Origin of the sequence: Flavobacterium frigoritolerans (assembly GCF_025847275.1) — a bacterium.
GTDB lineage: Bacteria > Bacteroidota > Bacteroidia > Flavobacteriales > Flavobacteriaceae > Flavobacterium > Flavobacterium frigoritolerans.
This window is the reverse complement of record NZ_JAOZEV010000032.1, coordinates 1-14,485: the sequence shown is the minus strand read 5'-3', so window position 1 is coordinate 14,485 and position 14,485 is coordinate 1. Positions and strand designations below refer to the sequence as shown.

Annotated in this window: 9 protein-coding genes and 1 pseudogene; all 10 read right to left on the bottom strand. The window is 33.6% G+C overall.

Annotation, left to right across the window (positions count from 1 at the left end; translation table 11 throughout):
- Window positions 1-2,655, bottom strand: a 2,655-nt coding sequence (locus OIU80_RS20305) for a hypothetical protein (RefSeq protein ID WP_264288797.1), incomplete at its 3' end; no start/stop codon positions are given.
- A gap of 614 nt (window positions 2,656-3,269) precedes the next feature.
- Window positions 3,270-5,483 carry an RCC1 domain-containing protein gene (locus OIU80_RS20300; RefSeq protein ID WP_264288796.1) on the bottom strand — a complete coding sequence of 738 codons (2,214 nt, stop codon included), beginning with the start codon at window positions 5,481-5,483 and terminating at the stop codon, window positions 3,270-3,272.
- A 13-nt stretch (window positions 5,484-5,496) separates the two neighbouring features.
- Entirely contained in the window at window positions 5,497-6,096 is a 600-nt protein-coding gene (locus OIU80_RS20295) for a hypothetical protein (protein ID WP_264288795.1), read from the bottom strand.
- A gap of 346 nt (window positions 6,097-6,442) precedes the next feature.
- Window positions 6,443-7,033 carry a hypothetical protein gene (locus tag OIU80_RS20290; protein ID WP_264288794.1) on the bottom strand — a complete coding sequence of 197 codons (591 nt, stop codon included), beginning with the start codon at window positions 7,031-7,033 and terminating at the stop codon, window positions 6,443-6,445.
- A 4-nt stretch (window positions 7,034-7,037) separates the two neighbouring features.
- A complete protein-coding gene (locus OIU80_RS20285) occupies window positions 7,038-8,507 on the bottom strand; it encodes a beta-propeller domain-containing protein (protein ID WP_264288793.1) in 1,470 nt (489 codons plus the stop codon).
- Window positions 8,508-8,519: 12 nt separating this feature from the next.
- Window positions 8,520-9,125, bottom strand: coding sequence for a hypothetical protein (locus tag OIU80_RS20280; RefSeq protein WP_264288792.1), 606 nt, complete (start codon window positions 9,123-9,125; stop codon window positions 8,520-8,522).
- A gap of 521 nt (window positions 9,126-9,646) precedes the next feature.
- Window positions 9,647-10,975 carry a hypothetical protein gene (locus OIU80_RS20275; protein WP_264288791.1) on the bottom strand — a complete coding sequence of 443 codons (1,329 nt, stop codon included), beginning with the start codon at window positions 10,973-10,975 and terminating at the stop codon, window positions 9,647-9,649.
- A 391-nt stretch (window positions 10,976-11,366) separates the two neighbouring features.
- A complete protein-coding gene (locus OIU80_RS20270) occupies window positions 11,367-11,762 on the bottom strand; it encodes a hypothetical protein (protein WP_264288790.1) in 396 nt (131 codons plus the stop codon).
- A 17-nt stretch (window positions 11,763-11,779) separates the two neighbouring features.
- The gene (locus OIU80_RS20265; protein ID WP_264288789.1) at window positions 11,780-13,012 is read right to left on the bottom strand and encodes a gliding motility-associated C-terminal domain-containing protein; all 1,233 of its coding nucleotides are present in this window, start codon (window positions 13,010-13,012) and stop codon (window positions 11,780-11,782) included.
- Between the two features lie 107 nt (window positions 13,013-13,119).
- A pseudogene (locus OIU80_RS20260) lies at window positions 13,120-14,485 on the bottom strand (hypothetical protein); the annotation flags it as partial.

Here is a 14,485-nt window from a genome sequence, read left to right as displayed (position 1 = left end):
TCCTGTTGCTTCGCCTTTACAGCTTACATTGACCTGATTCTGTAATTTACCGCTTACTTCTGATATTGTTATCCTTCCTTCTGCAAAGACATTTCCACACCCACCAATTAATGGGATTTTATAATTATAAACTCCCAACTCTCTTGGGTTACCTGAAATTGTAATTGTATTTGCCTCCCAAGTAGCTTGTACTCCATCTGGCAAACCATTTGCACCATTATCACCATCATTCTTTATACCAACAGCATCTATTGTAGTATGTGTTATATCAGTCAACTTATCATTTCCGCATAGAATAGGTCTACTACTAGCTACTCCAGCAACAACATCTTCTTTAATTACAAAATCAACTGGAGTTCTAGGAGAATCTCCATCAGATACATAATAAGTAGTAGTACCAGGTGTATTTGTATTTACCAAACCAGAGCCTTTTACACCGACAGGATTAAAAGATGGCCCCGAACCAATGTGCTCTCCTCCCGTTTCTGATTTATACCAATAAATTAAAGGATCTAAAAGAAATTCTCCTCCTGTAGGAGGTTCAACTGTCCATTTATAATCCCACACGTTAGTCTCTCCATCATGTGGAGTCAAAACAGATATCAAAGTGTACTCAACTCCAGGATCCAAATTTGCTGAAAATTCTGGTTCATTTAAAGTTTGATCTGGATTACTAACTCCTACTATCCATTGCCCACCTCTATCACAGTAGCCTGGTGTAAAATCTCCTGTAAAAATATATGCAGATCCACTATAATTAGATCTGTCTTCCATTATAAATTTGTAAACTCCCGAAACACTTACTGTAAATTTTGTTGCAGTGTACGGGTTTCTTCCTCTGTTATAAAATTTACATGTGTACATATCATCCTTTGTTGCAGACGGTACAAAAGCACGGGGATCTGTATCTAGATTCCATAAACCCATAAATGTCGTAACAGAACGTGCTGTTGTTGATGCGGATAATAAATCACTACCTCCCTTACACATACTTACTGGTACCACATCAATTTTTCGTCTATAGTTCACGATTATTGTTCCTTCTGCATAAATATCCCCGCAACCTCCAATTAATGGTATTTTATAATTAAAAACACCTGAAACAATTGGAGTACCTACAATTGTAATTTTATCTTCCTCACAGACAGCAGACACTCCTTTAGGCAAACCATTTGCTCCCGAAACACCACTATCCTTTATTCCAACTGCATTAATTGTTGTATGAGTTATAGCTGGCATCACCTTATTTATATATAATGTTGGTTTTATACTAGGAACTCCTGCAATAGGATCTTCTTTAATTACAAAATCAACTGGAACTCTAGGAGAATCTCTATCAGATACATCAGATGCATAATAAGTAGTAGTACCGGGTGTATTTGTATTTACCAAACCAGAGCCTTTTGCACCGACAGGATTAAAAGGTGACCCCGAACCAATGGGATCTCCTCCCGTTTTTGATTTATACCAATAAATTAAAGGATCTAAAAGAAATTTTCCTCCTCTAGGAGGTTCAACTGTCCATTTATAATCCCACATGTTAGTGTCTCCAACATATGGAGTCAAAACAGATATCAAAGTGTACTCAACTCCAGGATCCAAATTTGCTGAAAATTCTGGTTCATTTAAAGTTCGATCTGGATTACTAACTCCTACTATCCATTGCCCACCTCTATCACAGTAGCCTGGTGTAAAATCTCCTGTATAAATATATGCTGATCCGTTGTAATCAGATCTGTCCTCCATTATAAATTTGTAAACTCCCGAAACACTTACTGTGAATTTTGTTGCAGTGTACACGTTTTTTCCTCTGTCAGAAAATTTACATGTATACATATCATCCTTTGTTGCAAACGGTACAAAAGCACGAGGCCCCGCATCAGTATTCCATAAACCCATAAATGTCGTAACTGAACGTGCTGTAATTGATCCAGATAATGATTTACTATCTCCCTTACATATACTTACTGGTATCAAAGTAATATCTAGTGAAGAATTCACGACTATTCTTCCTTCTGCATAAATATCCCCGCAATCTCCAATTAATGGTATTTTATAATTAAAAACACCTGAAACAATTGGAGTACCTACAATTGTAATTTTATCTTCTTCCCAGACAGCAGACACTCCTTTAGGCAAACCATTTGCTCCCGAAACACCACTATCCTTTATTCCAACTGCATTAATTGTTGTATGTGTTATAGCTGGCATCACCTTATTTACATATAATGTTGGTGTTACAGTTAACGAACCTGTTTCTCCTTTACAAATATTTACAGATGTCACAATAGAATCTGGTATAGGATCCACTATGAAATTCAATACTTGGTTAGGAAAACAATCATTATTAATGAATTTAAGCCCTGTTTGGCTTGAAACAGAAGGAAAAATATAACTATCTAACCCAGAAACCTCCCTTTGATATTTATGATTACTAGTTAATCTTAAATATCCCAAACCGTCAGCAGCATTATATCCAGCTCTTCCTGTCAAAAAATCTTTGGGAGTCCCATTAAAAAATATTCCTGTAACAGTCGAGTTTTTAAACCTCTCAGAAAAAGGATATTCAGCCCTAATTTGAAAAGTTATAAGAAACAAGAAAACAAAAAGTATGATTTTAAAATAATTATGCTTTTTATAAGTATTTTTTTTCACGATAAAATCTAATTTTATGGGTTAATATGATCATAGGAACATCAATCATTAATTTATTTTACTAGCTCTAAATCCCTGTATAATTACTTTTCTATTAATTAAAATCAAATAATTTACTTATGTTGTAATTCATTATTCTGAATATTAGATAATCTACAACTAGTATTATTATACTTACTTTATGTAAATTAACTTTACGTTCTTTAATTAAGATTTTAATGGTAAAGCCTAAATGCAAAATTAAATCTGTTCTACTTACTACCTCCCCCACACAAAACCATAAAAACAACATAAAAAGTTATATAATAATCGAAAAACTTACGGATAGTTAATTTATGGTAATACAATCAACCAAAAAATGGTGTATTTTGATTTAAGTAATGGCTTCCTTAAAGTAGAATACACTGTTTATAGATTAGCACTACAAATACTAAATCATTTACAAACTGTTTGATGCAGGCATGTCTGCCTTAAGACCTATTGTCATCAAAAAGCAGCATTAACTCTTCGAAGGAATTATTGCATGTGAGTATAAAATAAAAAACCGTCTCAAATTATGAGACGGCATCTTTATAGCAAAGCAATGTTTATTTTAAAGCAGTGTGTATAACGCCTTATTCTTTGTCAGGCTTAGAATTAATATTCATTGGATTAATCAAGATTTCAGTTGCCTTACGACCTCCCGTTATAAGATTACAAAAATCTATTAATGGAGTATCTATAAAATCATAGCTATCTAAGTTAGAACCTGATGATGGAACTCCCATACTTCCGTTTATCTTATCTCCTACATACCCAAACTCACCTAGTTTTTCATCTATTACTGGAGTTCCACCCCCACCAAGTTCCACATAAATAATATCATTAGCAGCCCGAGTAATCCCTCTAGGCATACTTGGTAAATAAACTGATAATCCAGATATTCCTAACCGATTTTTGTCATTTTTACCCCATAAATATAATATCCCTGTTCTGGTAATAGCTCCAACAGCTCCTCGGGTCGAATCATGATGGGTAGCGTTGATAAATTTAATATTCTCCAGATAACCGTTACCTACTGCATTTTTTACTATTTGCCAGCTCAATTGATTGGTAGCACTACCAATTCCTAATTGTCCGTCAGCATTTCCTCCTAATGAATATACTCTTTTATCATTACCTAATACATAATATGTAGCAATCCCTCCAAATGAGAATGCAATCATTTTAACTCCTGTAGTGGCAATTGGAGATGTCATTTTTGTTGGTCGCAATAAATCTTGACCTTTAATACCATTTCCTAATAAAACATCTGGTCCCCAAGTATATAACTCTCCCTGTTGCGTTAATGCCATAGCTTGGCCACGACCATTTATTTTAATAGATTTAACATTACCTATATCACTTTTATGCCAAAGACCATCTTTTATGATACTTCCGTCCCCATATACTTCTGGGAAATTACCTGCAACGTAAACATCCCCAGATTTTGTTAAGAGAGCCAAGCTACCAAAATTTGCAGTCATATATTTTATCATACTAGGTAAGATACCTACTGGTAGATTTATCTTCTGAAAAGCTCCAGATGTAGTCCAAGAATCTGGAATACAAGTTCCTCCTTTTCTCCCCCATGTATAAAGTCCTACTGTAGATAAAACAAAAAACTGGTTTGGCTGTATCGTTCCCCCAACTCCTCCCAGTGTTGCTGCAAGAATTGTTCCTTCATATTTATACCCATTGTCTGGGATGATATCTGTTGGACTTGTCACATGATCTCTTCCACTAGCTGTTGCATATTCGCCAAATACTGCAAACCCTGTTTTAGTACGTACAATACTGGAATGGTATATAGACTGTATCAGTCCATAATCATTTGCAATAGTATTTATACTAAGACAATGTGAATTTTCATCTACAGGTATTCCATCTACTGCACATACATTCATTGTAGCATCTAAATAGTAAAGATTATTGGCTGTTATGTATCCCCTATCCGAAGTTACAGCACCATATTGATCTACTATGACTGAGCCACTGCCTAACATTCCATCTCTATCGGGGTCTTGAAAACCAGCTTCCAGTACATCGTTACAAAAATCACCATCGGCATCCCAATCCTGATGATTTGGTTGACCATCTCTATCGAAATCTTCTCCATCACAAATTGTTTTTGGATATAATGAAGGTATATACTCCCCTATCGTACAAGTAATTTCATTAATAGCTACAAAACCACCTGAAACTCCTGAAATTCCCATTAAACGGTATATCTTATAGTATCCTAAATTTTGGGTAACAGGAATTGTAACAACAACTGCATTATTTGGAGCTGTTTTCTCTGTTAAATCGGTCCATATCACCCCATCTTGCGATCCTTGCAGCACGACTTTATTCCTGTTGAAAAAATTTACTGCATTTAAATGAAATGTAATAGATGAATATGCTATACCAGCAGAAAATTTAGAAGTCAATCTAACTATTTCCATATCTTTAAATGATGTATACCCAGCTATATTGATACCGTTTGTTACAATTGATATACCATCTATCAGTAAATCGATTGGACCTGAACTATACGTCAATGTAGTACTTACATCCACCATGCTTCTTCGGTCTCCCGTTTCATGTATTGTTTTATCCAAGTAAAAACAAGTAGGAGATTCTATATGATCATAGATTCCATCATTATCATCATCGACATCAAAAGCATCAATAATTGCGTCACAATCAAAATCATTAGGGCAATCCCTCTCCTGCCCGTAAATATTTGTTGCGGTGATAAAAAAAATAAAAGCAAAAAATAAAAAACACAACTCTTTGCTCTTGTAATTGTTTTTAATAAGTCTCATACGCATATTAAGTTTATTTAACTACCAATACAATATTCATAAAATCACTCCTATCACTATTGGTTAGTGCATCAAGATTTACATCGTATGTTAAGATTCCTTCTGAACTTACTTTCACATTGTGAAAGATAAGATCGCTATAATGTGTTATGTAGTAATATAAATCGGTAGACTCTGCAAAAAATGGAATTGCCGCTGGAGCACCTGCACTCATTACTCTAGGCGTAGAAAATTGTTTTTTATAAATATCGAATAAATCATATGAATTACCTGTAGGTTTGGTAATATCCAAGGCTACTGATGGCATGTAAAAAAATTTAACAACATTCCCACTAATAGCAACCCAGTTTGGAGCATTTGGAGTTCCCGTATTCTGACTTAAACACTGTTTATCCAGATCGTATACCAATAATCCATTTGCTGGTTTAGGAATACTTGTGGCAACATTAGAAATTCTAGGAATTAAAACTCCTGCGTTGGTGTTTACCACATCTAGAGCTGCACTTGAATCAGCGAATTTTGTCCCTATACCCGTACCTTGCGAAAATACTACTGGAGAAATAGAAAATGTTAAAAATATAAGCAACAACGTTAAAAAGTTAATCTTTTTCATGACTTGATTTAATTAAATTCAAATACTATATTATTTTTTTTAAAACTCTACAGTATTATTTTTGAGAGTATATATTATTTCTTAATATATTTTGTCTCATGGCAAAATTATAACAGCGCTACTCTCTTAAAATACCACATTAACCCATAAAAACAACATAAAAAGGTATTGTGATTAAGGTAACACCAAAAAAAGCAAGACAAATACAGTATCTTTCATTTATATTAAACAAGAATTAATCATAACACAAAATCCTGATTCTTTTTATCCAAAAAAAAACTACCTAAAAACGAATTTGTTTTTAGGTAGTTTTTTAATCAATAGCTAATAAATACACAATCCTTAATTATCTTACTACAAATATGATATTAACATAGGAATCGTAATTTGCTTTTTTAAGTATAGTGTAACTAAGAACTCCTTGATTGCTAATGCTATTTATCGCAATTAATTCAGGATCATAGTACGTAATATAATAAAACAAATCATAGGCAGATGTATAATGTGGTATTGAAGCTGGTGCACCAACACTCTTAAACATCGGATCCTTAAATTGATTTTTATATTCCATAAACAAATCGATAGTTTTGGTAGCCCTTAGAGTTTCTGTCGCTATATCGATTGATGGCATATAAAATGACTGTTTATTAAATAGTGTCAAATTATTCCATACAGGAGCTTGCTCCGTACCAATATTTTGAGATACTGAGTTTTCATCAGTGTCAAAAACCAAAAGACTATGCGCAGGATTAGCGATTGCCCATTTTTCGGCGTTGGTTAACCTGGGAATAAGTAATCCCTTATCCGTACTACTGATATCTAAGACGCTACTTATATCTGGTGTGTCGGTTAAAATACCTACCTGACTATATCCTTGGAAATCCACAAGAAAAAGCAAGCAAAAAATACTAAGTTTAAATACTAGTTTTTCAATCATGATATTATTTCTTTATTTCTAATTCGCTCCTATTTAATAACTCATGGCGAATCATACGATTTGTTTTTATACTACAATCGATTATATTCGTTTCAAAGGAAGAAGCGGTAAAAGCGCTTGTTCCTTTATAAGGTGTAACGGTTACTTTATGTAATCCTGAATTTTCAAAGCGATGATCCATGTTATAGTTGGTAATTCCAACTTTAAATTCTTGCTCTTTAACTTCTGATCCGTCACCAAAATCCCACACTAATCTTGTGGGTGTATCTACTTCACGAATCGATACTGTTAAAGCCAATTTAGTTTCATAACCTGCACAGGAAAAAGGCATTCCTTTACCTTTAACAGAAAAAAAAGAGCTCCCAAAAGTTGGCAAGCCTAATCCTGCCGTATTTGTAAGGTAATTCTCGAACAATCTAACATCTGTACCTCCTTCATCGGGATTCATAATGACATACAAATTTTTAGTATGAACCCGGATTCCATATATTCTCTTATCAGAAGCTAAGCGCAAATTGGAGATACCTTTATACAGCAATGTCGAGGCAGTATTCCCTAGCCTTAAATCATCCCATTTAATATTATGAGACTCTGACAAATAAGAATTCTCCTTATCTAATGTTGTGTAATATAAATAATTGCCATTAGCAGCGAAACTACCTCCATATGGAGCGCCAGCAATTTCTAACACTTGAATTTCGGATATCACTCCTGTCGATGAATCAAAATAAGAAGAAATAATCTCCTTTCCTCCAAAATTAAAAGAAATTAGCTTTGTATTGTCTACAGATGCAAATATTTCCCCTAGCCAATAAGGAATATCATAGGATAGTGGTGGTACTTTATACGTTTGCGGAACTTTCGTAAATCCACTGGCCGTTAATAACCATACATAAAAAAATTCAGATGTACGGTTCACAATCCAATAATCTGTCCCATTGTTATGTGCAAGTGCTACGATGTTCTCATAGCTAGACCCATTTAATACTGTGTTTTTGGTGGCTATTTCGACTGATCCTAAGTCATTCGGATTACTTACATTAATATTTATTACAGAATATCGAAGTCCATTACGTCCATAATCTGCATCTACAGTAACCACATAAAATTTATTAGGATTTTTTGGCGCAGGAATAACTATACCTGACTGTGTAGCTGAATCATGACCAAGTAATCCAGTTCCATTAGTCATAACCTCATTTTTCTTATTATATACTGTTTTTCCATCAGAAGACATTAAAAGATTACCTTTATTATCTGACAAACTAAATCCCCCTTCAAACGTATAGACTGGGCCTGCCTTCGCTATAGGTAACACAGTAGATAAACCGTTCGAAGAGTTTACTGTTTGTGTCTCATTAAAATTTAAACCTGCTTTATATCCAAAATACCACCAGTTCAATTCCTTTTGAGCATCCATATTTAAGGGAAGCATAATCCAAACAGTTAGCAAAAAACATATTTTTTTTTTCATTATTTATACGTTTTATTTTATTACAAATACAACATTCATAAATGAGGCGTACTTAGCCTCTTTTATAATTTTATAGGACATTTTCCCTTCTTCGCTAATAGCGTCCATCTGAATAACACTTTTATCATACTGAGAAATGTAGTAATACAAATCGGTCGCTTTTGGGAAATAAGGAATTGAGCTTGGTGCATTTAGACTTCGCGCAGCCGGGGTATTAAACTGTTTTTTATATTCTGCATACAAATCTAATGGTGTTGCCTCCCCTACTTTTGAGGCATCAATAGCCATAGATGGCATATAAAAAAAACTATTTTGCTTGTCTTTCGCCGATAAACATACCCATACTGGTACTGTGGGCGTTCCTGTATTCTGCGAAATACATTGGCTTGTTGTATCATAAACCAATAAACCTGTGGCCGGTGATGCAATTGCATTTTTCTGATTTACATCCATCCTTGGGATTAAAACCCCTGCTTTAGTATTTACCACATCCAGTGCTGCGCTAGGATGTGGGTTTAAAGTACCTATACCAGTTCCCTCATCTTGCGATAATGCTTGGGTTGATATACAAAGCATAATAAATGTCATTAATAACATTAAAAAGTTAGTTTTTTTCATAATCGATTGTGTTTCACTAAACGCAAATACTGTTTTTTTAGTCCTTACAATTGTACTATTGTTTTGGAGAGTATTTACTATTTCTCATTCGTTTTTATTCATGAGTCGCTACAGCCTCTTTTTTAGGACTGTCATATTAAACTATAAAATCAGCAAAAAAATATTATTATCTTAAGGGACACTCTCTAAGAAAACAAAGGCAAATACTCAATTTTCATTTATTATATTTTTAATTAAAAACCTTTATCATTATAAACATATGTAGTACTAAAATATTTTTTTTTTCCGCAAGCAAATCCCCCTTTGTTAATAAGTCATCTTCTAGAATTTGCACGAGTAGTAGTAGTAGTAGTAGTAGTAGTAGTAGTAGTAGTAGTAGTAGTAGTAGTAGTAGTAGTAGTAGTAGTAGTAGTAGTATAAAAGAACACTCTTTTTTACACATAAAATCTATGTTTCTACAGGCAGTACCACTTTTGCAATTCGAACGAAGCTACTATACGAAATAAATACACCCATATAGATTACCTTAATCTTTTTACAGAAAAGAAACTAATTGGCCCAGAACCTGTAAATCCAGAACTCAATGCTTTAATAGTCATACTTTTTGTACCTCCTCCTCTGAAAGAATATGTTTTGTTTTTTTCTAAGGATACAGCAGTTAATAAAGTGATGAATGCATTTCCATCTATATATTGATCATTACGCGCTATCCATTTGCGATCACTATCACACCATATACCAATAACTGCATTTCCTCCCCCTAGAGTAATTTGTATATTCATCGTAACCATATAAATTCCATCAGCCTTAATTGAGAAGTTATTACTATAATAATTTGACCGAAAAGAGCTATTATTATCAATAATTACGTTCATTATATTACCAATAGTATAAGGAATACTCCCTTCATTAAGAGCTGACATGCTGAAATTAGAAGTCATCAATGCTGTAATTTCCTCCGCCACTTCGAGCTTACCATTGATAGCAATAACAGTTCCTACATCTGAAGGTACTATATCTCTATTAAGTAGTGGTTTCCAAACTACATTACCAAATTTATCAGCAGCTGTAGCTACATAACCTGGTACTGGGGAGAAATTATCAGTCCCCATAGTAATTGCCATTTTTTGAGTAGACATTTTTTCACTAACATTTACATTCCTTGCTGCATTAATATCATTACTACCCATATTTAAATCCATTGTTGCTACATGATTTCCTAAATTATCACCACCAATAAAAGATGTATCTACCCATACTGGCCTTGAATTAATGGTTTGCAATACTTGTCCATCGTTTCCTGGTGTTAAACTAATATCAGTATCTTTAAATGCATTATTATTTCCATTAGAAACAGTAATTAGATTTGTACCATTCATGCTACCATTTCCTGCAATAGGAGCTGAGCCAGCGGGACCTCGTTCTCCATCATTTCCTTTTGCCTGACCCGCATCAACTATCGCTCCATTGGTATAAGTAATGATAAGATGCCCTGTTGATGGATTAATTTCTGCAGATAAAATTCCATTTCCATCTTCGCCTTTTAAAGTTTCATCACTTCTCCCTACTCTAATCCATTTTTTTCCATCCCAAAAGTAAAAACCAGGAAAAACATCATTTTTAGTTACTGTATTATAAACAACTAAACTTGTGGCTGGATCTAAGACAGGGGTCTGCTCTGTTGTTTTAACCAGCGCTAACCTTGGCAAAAGCAAACCTTTTTCTGTCGAAGAAATATCTAATTGCGCTGAACTGTCAGGATCAACAGTTCCAATACCTGTCTGTGCATGAGACAGTACACTCATTCCAATTAATACAAATGCTAATCTAATGTTCATCTCTATTTTCATCTCTATTGAATCTTTAAATACTTTTGAGTATTATTAGTAACTAAATCCTAGTTCAAGCCCTATTTCACTATTCCTGGATATAATTTTTAACGTGTTTTATTGAATTACTTTTATGCATAAAAGAAAAGTTTTTATTTAAATAAGTTATGTATGTTCCTAAATAATTAAATTGTCTTTCCTCACTGTATAAAATCTATATTTCAAAGTGCTAAATAAAATTATCATGAATACAACGATGAATTATTTTAAAGCTTTTCACCTTCACTTTTGTAATTACATAACTAAATAATAGCAGTCCTTTTTGGGAACTGTTATATAAAAAGAAACCATTATCAAAAAACTTAGACTTTATAATGGACTTTTAAAAAAAAGTTTTTTCTTTCCATATTTTTTAAATTTTTGTTCTGCAAATTTCTGTGCCTGTAGGTTTCATTAAGTTTCCTCGATTTTCAACCGTTATAAATATTTCATTAAAATCAAATGCTGTAGTTGTTTTAAATTTTGATTTTTTGGCATTCTTTATATTTAATTGCCCCACATTTTTAATATTTTCATCTTTGGTTACAATCCATAAATTATAGTTTTTCCCAGGAGGGCTTAACCTATCTGGACTTGTTAAATGTTTTGCTGTCAATTCTATATTTATATTTTTGTGAGCATCCATTTTCTTTTTGACTACTATTTCTGCAGCTGGAGCAATTTTAGAAACTGGAAATTTAGCTGTAGTACCACATGCATTTAATACTAACACTATTGCTAATATCATTAACTTGTTAATTGTTTTCATACATTTTATTTTTTTTATTAGTCATTGCTTATATAAAGATAGCCCGCCTTATCTTTATAAGTTCCACTAGACATTTTAATTTTTAGAATATAAAAGTACGTTCCGCTTGGTAATCCCTCACCCCTACTTACAGTAACTCTTCCTTCGGATATTCCTCTGAACCAATTTTCATTAGCTCCATAATTAGTAGTTTCAAATACTTTTACCCCATATCGGTTGTATATTTCCAATGAGTTATCTGGGAATTTTTCTAATCCTGTAATATTGAAGTAATCATTAAACCCATCATCATTAGGAGATACAGCATTGTAAATAACAATATCATCTACAATTGGTACTCTAACTTTTGCCAAAGTATAGATCCCCGAATTATCTACTACTGCTGTCACGGTTTGTTCTTGTCTATCAACAGCCGAAGCGTAAAGTTTCCATTTTGATTCGACATCATCCCATCTTACAATAGCCAAGGACGAATCTGAATCTTCCTTAATCAATTCGTTTGGTGTTGTGTCATCATGCCAAGTTAACGTTAATGCTACATCTACTGTTGCTTGATTACTTTCGAACTCCCAATGTTCATTGGCATTAATTAATGTAATCAGCTCCTCTTTTTGCGCATGAGGACGTAATGCATCTGAATTCTCAAATAGATATTTACCTCTAAATAAATTTTTAGACGAGCTAGTCACATTTATAGCAGATGGCCTAAAATAACCTCCATCACCAATAGGTTTTTGGAACTCATTTTTTCCATTACGTACTACATATCCATCAATATAACTATCATCGCTTGTATTTACGTGGGTAGCATTTGCTTCAAAAACAACTGTACCTTGAGTATCATTATTGGAAACAATTCCTTTATAAAAATCGGAAACGCCATAAATGCTAATTGCTGTTGATAATAAAAATGCAGGCTGAACCATTCTGTTTTCAAACCTTACATTATTAAATTCACTTAACTCTTTACCAGAGATAACCTGAGCTATATTCGAGCCTTTAAAATAGGTTAATCCAGAAGTTACTTTCGGACTAAAGGTTACTAAGCCATCATTATTATAGTTTGAATAAACAATAAATTGTCCATCATTAATAAAATCTCCAGTTGGCTTATTATCAAAATCTGCAACTGTTGCAAATTCTGTCCCAGACAGGATAGCGATTTCTCCTGTGTTTATCGTTTGTGCGTTAAGTGTACCAATACCAAAAAATAATAGTATTATCATTATTTTTAAATAAATTTTGGTCATACTTTTTAATTTAAAGTGTTAATCTTAAATGTGACAAATTAAATAAAACACCTCAGTTATACTTTTCATAAAAGAGGTGTTTTTTTCTAATTTAAATTCAAAGATGTCTATTTATTAGAATTACTGTTCGCTAGAATTAGTTTTTCTAATCTTTCTAAACGTTCATTCATTTTTTCAATTTCTCTGTCTTTAGCTATAATTGCATTGTTTTGTTCTATAATATGCAAGTAAATTTCCTCTGTTTTTTCCAATAATTGGATTGATAATTCTGACATGTTAAATGAATATCCTTCAGCTGTTTTTTCCAATTCATTAATTGGTGTTATACCAGGCAGGTGTTTAAAGGTTTTAATATAATCCTCTATCTCTGCAAGTTTTTTAAATTTATAATCTACTTTAATATCAGAGAATCCCTGGAAGTAATCTTCAAATACATAATCGGCATAAGTACTATGAACGGTTGTAACAGATCCATTTACTCTTAGCTTCTCACCAACCTTACCAGATGGAGTGTCATAACCAATTCCTACCCAACCATCGGTATAAATACTCTCTTTATTAGATGTCGCTCCAAGTTTAGTTGTTGTACTAAACCATGGTTCTTGAATTATCTCGTCTTTATCTCTCCAAATAGGGGTCTCATTATATGTTTGCAAAATTTGCCCAGATTGACCTCCTCTTAGACTAAACTCACTGTCTTTAAAGGCATTATTCGCACCATTTGTAACTGTAATTAAACCTGTACCTGTTATTGTACCTGCGCCTGATGTAGGAGGTAAACCTGCTGGTCCTGGTTCTCCTTTTTCTCCTTGAGCTCCTTTTAAACCTGCTAATTGATCTGATGTGAAATCTCCAAATTCAAAATCTTTTCCGTTTGCTCCATCAGCTCCTTTTAATCCTGATAATTGCTCTGGTGTGAAATCTCCAAATTCAAAATCTTTTCCGTTTGCTCCATCAGCTCCTTTTAATCCTGCCAATTGCTCTGGTGTGAAATCTCCAAATTCAAAATCTTTTCCGTTTGCTCCATCAGCTCCTTTTAATCCTGCCAATTGCTCTGGTGTGAAATCTCCAAATTCAAAATCCTTTCCGTTTGCTCCATCAGCTCCTTTTATTCCTGCTAATTGCTCTGGTGTGAAATCTCCAAATTCAAAATCTTTTCCGTTTGCTCCATCAGCTCCTTTTAATCCTGCTAATTGCTCTGGTGTGAAATCTCCAAATTCAAAATCCTTTCCGTTTGCTCCATCAGCTCCTTTTAATCCTGCCAATTGATCTAAGGTAAAGTCATTAAAAGTGAATGCTTTTCCGTCATCTCCTTTATCTCCTTTAGGACCATTACCACTTAAAGTAATCCATTTTGAAGGGTCCTTAGGATCTCTTACATAAACAATTCCTGTTTCGTAATCAATATACATTTGAATGATGCCATCAATATCTGCTGTACCATCTGCACCAGGAACTCCTGTACCTCCGGCT

What these genes read in the sequence shown, in the direction of transcription:
- OIU80_RS20300 (WP_264288796.1), bottom strand. Translation starts at nt 5,483, where the DNA reads ATGAGACTTATTAAAAACAATTACAAGAGCAAAGAGTTGTGTTTTTTA.
- OIU80_RS20295 (WP_264288795.1), bottom strand. Translation starts at nt 6,096, where the DNA reads ATGAAAAAGATTAACTTTTTAACGTTGTTGCTTATATTTTTAACATTT.
- OIU80_RS20290 (WP_264288794.1), bottom strand. Translation starts at nt 7,033, where the DNA reads ATGATTGAAAAACTAGTATTTAAACTTAGTATTTTTTGCTTGCTTTTT.
- OIU80_RS20285 (WP_264288793.1), bottom strand. Translation starts at nt 8,507, where the DNA reads ATGAAAAAAAAAATATGTTTTTTGCTAACTGTTTGGATTATGCTTCCC.
- OIU80_RS20280 (WP_264288792.1), bottom strand. Translation starts at nt 9,125, where the DNA reads ATGAAAAAAACTAACTTTTTAATGTTATTAATGACATTTATTATGCTT.
- OIU80_RS20275 (WP_264288791.1), bottom strand. Translation starts at nt 10,975, where the DNA reads ATGAAAATAGAGATGAACATTAGATTAGCATTTGTATTAATTGGAATG.
- OIU80_RS20270 (WP_264288790.1), bottom strand. Translation starts at nt 11,762, where the DNA reads ATGAAAACAATTAACAAGTTAATGATATTAGCAATAGTGTTAGTATTA.
- OIU80_RS20265 (WP_264288789.1), bottom strand. Translation starts at nt 13,012, where the DNA reads ATGACCAAAATTTATTTAAAAATAATGATAATACTATTATTTTTTGGT.